The organism is Kitasatospora sp. NPDC048722, from assembly GCF_040650235.1.
Taxonomy (GTDB): Bacteria; Actinomycetota; Actinomycetes; order Streptomycetales; family Streptomycetaceae; genus Kitasatospora.
In genome coordinates this window covers 1-4,048 of record NZ_JBEZGX010000141.1, presented here as the reverse complement: position 1 = coordinate 4,048, position 4,048 = coordinate 1, and the positions used below count along the sequence as shown (strand labels likewise).

2 tRNA genes and 3 rRNA genes are annotated in these 4,048 nt (G+C 48.7%); all 5 read left to right on the top strand.

Annotation, left to right across the window (positions count from 1 at the left end):
* Positions 1-488 (top strand): 16S ribosomal RNA (locus AB0C76_RS41090); the annotation flags it as partial.
* A 93-nt stretch (positions 489-581) separates the two neighbouring features.
* A tRNA-Ala gene (locus AB0C76_RS41085) sits at positions 582-654 on the top strand.
* Between the two features lie 138 nt (positions 655-792).
* Positions 793-3,693: ribosomal RNA gene (locus tag AB0C76_RS41080) — 23S ribosomal RNA — on the top strand.
* A gap of 83 nt (positions 3,694-3,776) precedes the next feature.
* Positions 3,777-3,892, top strand: a 5S ribosomal RNA gene (gene rrf / locus AB0C76_RS41075).
* A gap of 3 nt (positions 3,893-3,895) precedes the next feature.
* A tRNA-Val gene (locus AB0C76_RS41070) sits at positions 3,896-3,968 on the top strand.
* Positions 3,969-4,048: the final 80 nt, after the last annotated feature.

Here is a 4,048-nt window from a genome sequence, read left to right as displayed (position 1 = left end):
CATGGTAGTCGTCAGCTCGTGTCGTGAGATGTTGGGTTAAGTCCCGCAACGAGCGCAACCCCTATTGTTAGTTGCCATCATTAAGTTGGGCACTCTAACGAGACTGCCGGTGATAAACCGGAGGAAGGTGGGGATGACGTCAAATCATCATGCCCCTTATGACCTGGGCTACACACGTGCTACAATGGATGGTACAACGAGTCGCGAGACAGTGATGTTTAGCTAATCTCTTAAAACCATTCTCAGTTCGGATTGTAGGCTGCAACTCGCCTACATGAAGTCGGAATCGCTAGTAATCGCGGATCAGCACGCCGCGGTGAATACGTTCCCGGGCCTTGTACACACCGCCCGTCACACCACGGGAGTTGGGAGTACCCGAAGTAGGTTGCCTAACCGCAAGGAGGGCGCTTCCTAAGGTAAGACCGATGACTGGGGTGAAGTCGTAACAAGGTAGCCGTATCGGAAGGTGCGGCTGGATCACCTCCTTTCTAAGGAATATATACAAAGACGTGAGCATTCAACTTTATTCAGTTTTGAGGGGTTTAGTGATAAACCTAAGCAAGAATCAAATTCTTGATTGTGGGGCCTTAGCTCAGCTGGGAGAGCGCCTGCTTTGCACGCAGGAGGTCAGCGGTTCGATCCCGCTAGGCTCCATTGTCAGACAAGACGTTAAAATCACTTGAACATTGAAAACTAAATAACAATATCTAATAACGATAAATAAACCAAAAGCTGTGAATTTTAAAGAATTTACAAACTTATACTTGAAAAACGATGATTATAAATCATCATGGCAAAGTTAATAAGGGCGCACGGTGGATGCCTTGGCACTAAGAGCCGATGAAGGACGTGACTAACGACGATATTCTAGGGGGAGCAGTAAGTACGCATTGATCCCTAGGTCTCCGAATGGGGAAACCCAGCTGCTACTAGCAGTTATTCATGAGTGAATACATAGCTCATGTAAAGGTAACGCAGAGAACTGAAACATCTAAGTACCTGCAGGAAGAGAAAGTAAAAACGATTTCGTAAGTAGCGGCGAGCGAACGCGAAGAAGGGCAAACCAAGAAGCTTGCTTCTTGGGGTTGTAGGACTGCAACGTGGACTTAAGCATTATAGTCGAATAACCTGGGAAGGTTAATCAAAGAGGGTAATAATCCCGTAGACGAAATAGCGCTTATACCTAGCAGTATCCTGAGTAGGGCTGGACACGCGAAATCCAGTTTGAATCCGGGAGGACCATCTCCCAACCCTAAATACTCCTTAGTGACCGATAGTGAACCAGTACCGTGAGGGAAAGGTGAAAAGAACCCCGAGAGGGGAGTGAAATAGCACCTGAAACCGTGTGCCTACAAGAAGTTCGAGCCCGTTAATGGGTGAGAGCGTGCCTTTTGTAGAATGAACCGGCGAGTTACGTTATGATGCGAGGTTAAGTTGAAGAGACGGAGCCGTAGGGAAACCGAGTCTGAATAGGGCGACTTAGTATCATGATGTAGACCCGAAACCTAGTGACCTATCCATGAGCAGGGTGAAGGTGTGGTAAGACGCACTGGAGGCCCGAACCAGGACACGTTGAAAAGTGTTTGGATGACTTGTGGATAGCGGAGAAATTCCAAACGAACTGGGAGATAGCTGGTTCTCTCCGAAATAGCTTTAGGGCTAGCGTCGAAATGTAAGTGTATTGGAGGTAGAGCACTGTTTGGGTGAGGGGTCCGTCTAGGATTACCAATCTCAGATAAACTCCGAATGCTAATACACATGTTCGGCAGTCAGACTGCGAGTGCTAAGATCCGTAGTCGAAAGGGAAACAGCCCAGACCAACAGCTAAGGTCCCAAAATATATGTTAAGTGGAAAAGGATGTGGGGTTGCACAGACAACTAGGATGTTAGCTCAGAAGCAGCTATCATTCAAAGAGTGCGTAATAGCTCACTAGTCGAGTGACCCTGCGCCGAAAATGTACCGGGGCTAAACATATTACCGAAGCTTTGGATTGATATTTTATCAATGGTAGGAGAGCGTTCTTAACCGCGATGAAGGTATACCGTGAGGAGTGCTGGAGCGTTAAGAAGTGAGAATGCCGGTATGAGTAGCGCAAGATAAGTGAGAATCTTATCCACCGTAAGACTAAGGTTTCCAGGGGAAGGCTCGTCCGCCCTGGGTTAGTCGGGACCTAAGGCGAGGCCGAAAGGCGTAGTCGATGGACAACTGGTTGATATTCCAGTACTAGATATGATCGTGATGGAGGGACGCAGTAGGCTAAGAGATGCCAGTTAATGGATTCTGGTCTAAGCAGTGAGGTGTGAGATGTGTCAAATGCATTTCTCTTTAACATTGAGCTGTGATGGGGAAGCAACTACGGTTGCGAACTCTCTGATGTCACACTGCCAAGAAAAGCTTCTAGCGTAAAGTCATATCTACCCGTACCGCAAACCGACACAGGTAGTCGAGGCGAGTAGCCTCAGGTGATCGAGAGAACTCTCGTTAAGGAACTCGGCAAAATAGCCCCGTAACTTCGGGAGAAGGGGTGCTGGTGTAAAAGCCAGCCGCAGTGAATAGGCCCAAGCAACTGTTTATCAAAAACACAGCTCTCTGCTAAACCGCAAGGTGATGTATAGGGGGTGACGCCTGCCCGGTGCTGGAAGGTTAAGAGGAGTGCTTAGACGTAAGTCGAAGGTATGAATTGAAGCCCCAGTAAACGGCGGCCGTAACTATAACGGTCCTAAGGTAGCGAAATTCCTTGTCGGGTAAGTTCCGACCCGCACGAAAGGCGTAATGATTTGGGCACTGTCTCAACGAGAGACTCGGTGAAATTTTAGTACCTGTGAAGATGCAGGTTACCCGCGACAGGACGGAAAGACCCCATGGAGCTTTACTGTAGTTTGATATTGAGTACCTGTAAGTCATGTACAGGATAGGTAGGAGCCATTGAAATAGGGACGCTAGTTTCTATTGAGGCGTTGTTGGGATACTACCCTTGACTTATGGTTACTCTAACCCGCTGGCATAATCGGCCAGGGAGACAGTGTCTGACGGACAGTTTGACTGGGGCGGTCGCCTCCTAAAGAGTAACGGAGGCGCTCAAAGGTTGGCTCAGATTGGTTGGAAATCAATCGTAGAGTGTAAAGGTAAAAGCCAGCTTGACTGCGAGAGCTACAACTCGAGCAGGTAGGAAACTAGGACTTAGTGATCCGGTGGTACCGCATGGAAGGGCCATCGCTCAACGGATAAAAGCTACCCTGGGGATAACAGGCTTATCTCCCCCAAGAGTTCACATCGACGGGGAGGTTTGGCACCTCGATGTCGGCTCGTCGCATCCTGGGGCTGTAGTCGGTCCCAAGGGTTGGGCTGTTCGCCCATTAAAGCGGCACGCGAGCTGGGTTCAGAACGTCGTGAGACAGTTCGGTCCCTATCCGTCGCGGGCGTAGGTAATTTGAGAGGATCTGTCCTTAGTACGAGAGGACCGGGATGGACTTACCGCTGGTGTACCAGTTGTTCCGCCAGGAGCACGGCTGGATAGCTATGTAGGGAAGGGATAAGCGCTGAAAGCATCTAAGTGCGAAGCCCACCTCAAGATGAGATTACCCATTCGTAAGAATTAAGAGCCCAGAGAGATGATCTGGTAGATAGGCTGGAAGTGGAAGAGTTGCGAGACTTGGAGCGGACCAGTACTAATCGCTCGAGGACTTTACCAAAAGAGTCAAATATAATATGCTTATGGTTTAAAAGTTAGAAGAATTGTTATTTAGTTTTGAATGTTCAAGGTAACATTTAATGATTTGGTCATCATTGCGATGGAGATACACCTGTTCCCATGTCGAACACAGAAGTTAAGTCCATCTACGGCGGAAGTACTTGGGGGTTGCCCCCTGGGAGATAGGCGAGTGGCCAAGTTTTGGGAGTTTAGCTCAGCTGGGAGAGCATCTGCCTTACAAGCAGAGGGTCAGCGGTTCGATCCCGTTAACTCCCATTGGTTGTTTCAGCCATTAAGTGAATAAAGAGTTTGGAAGGGTAGCGAAGAGGCTAAACGCGGCGGACTGTAAATCCGCT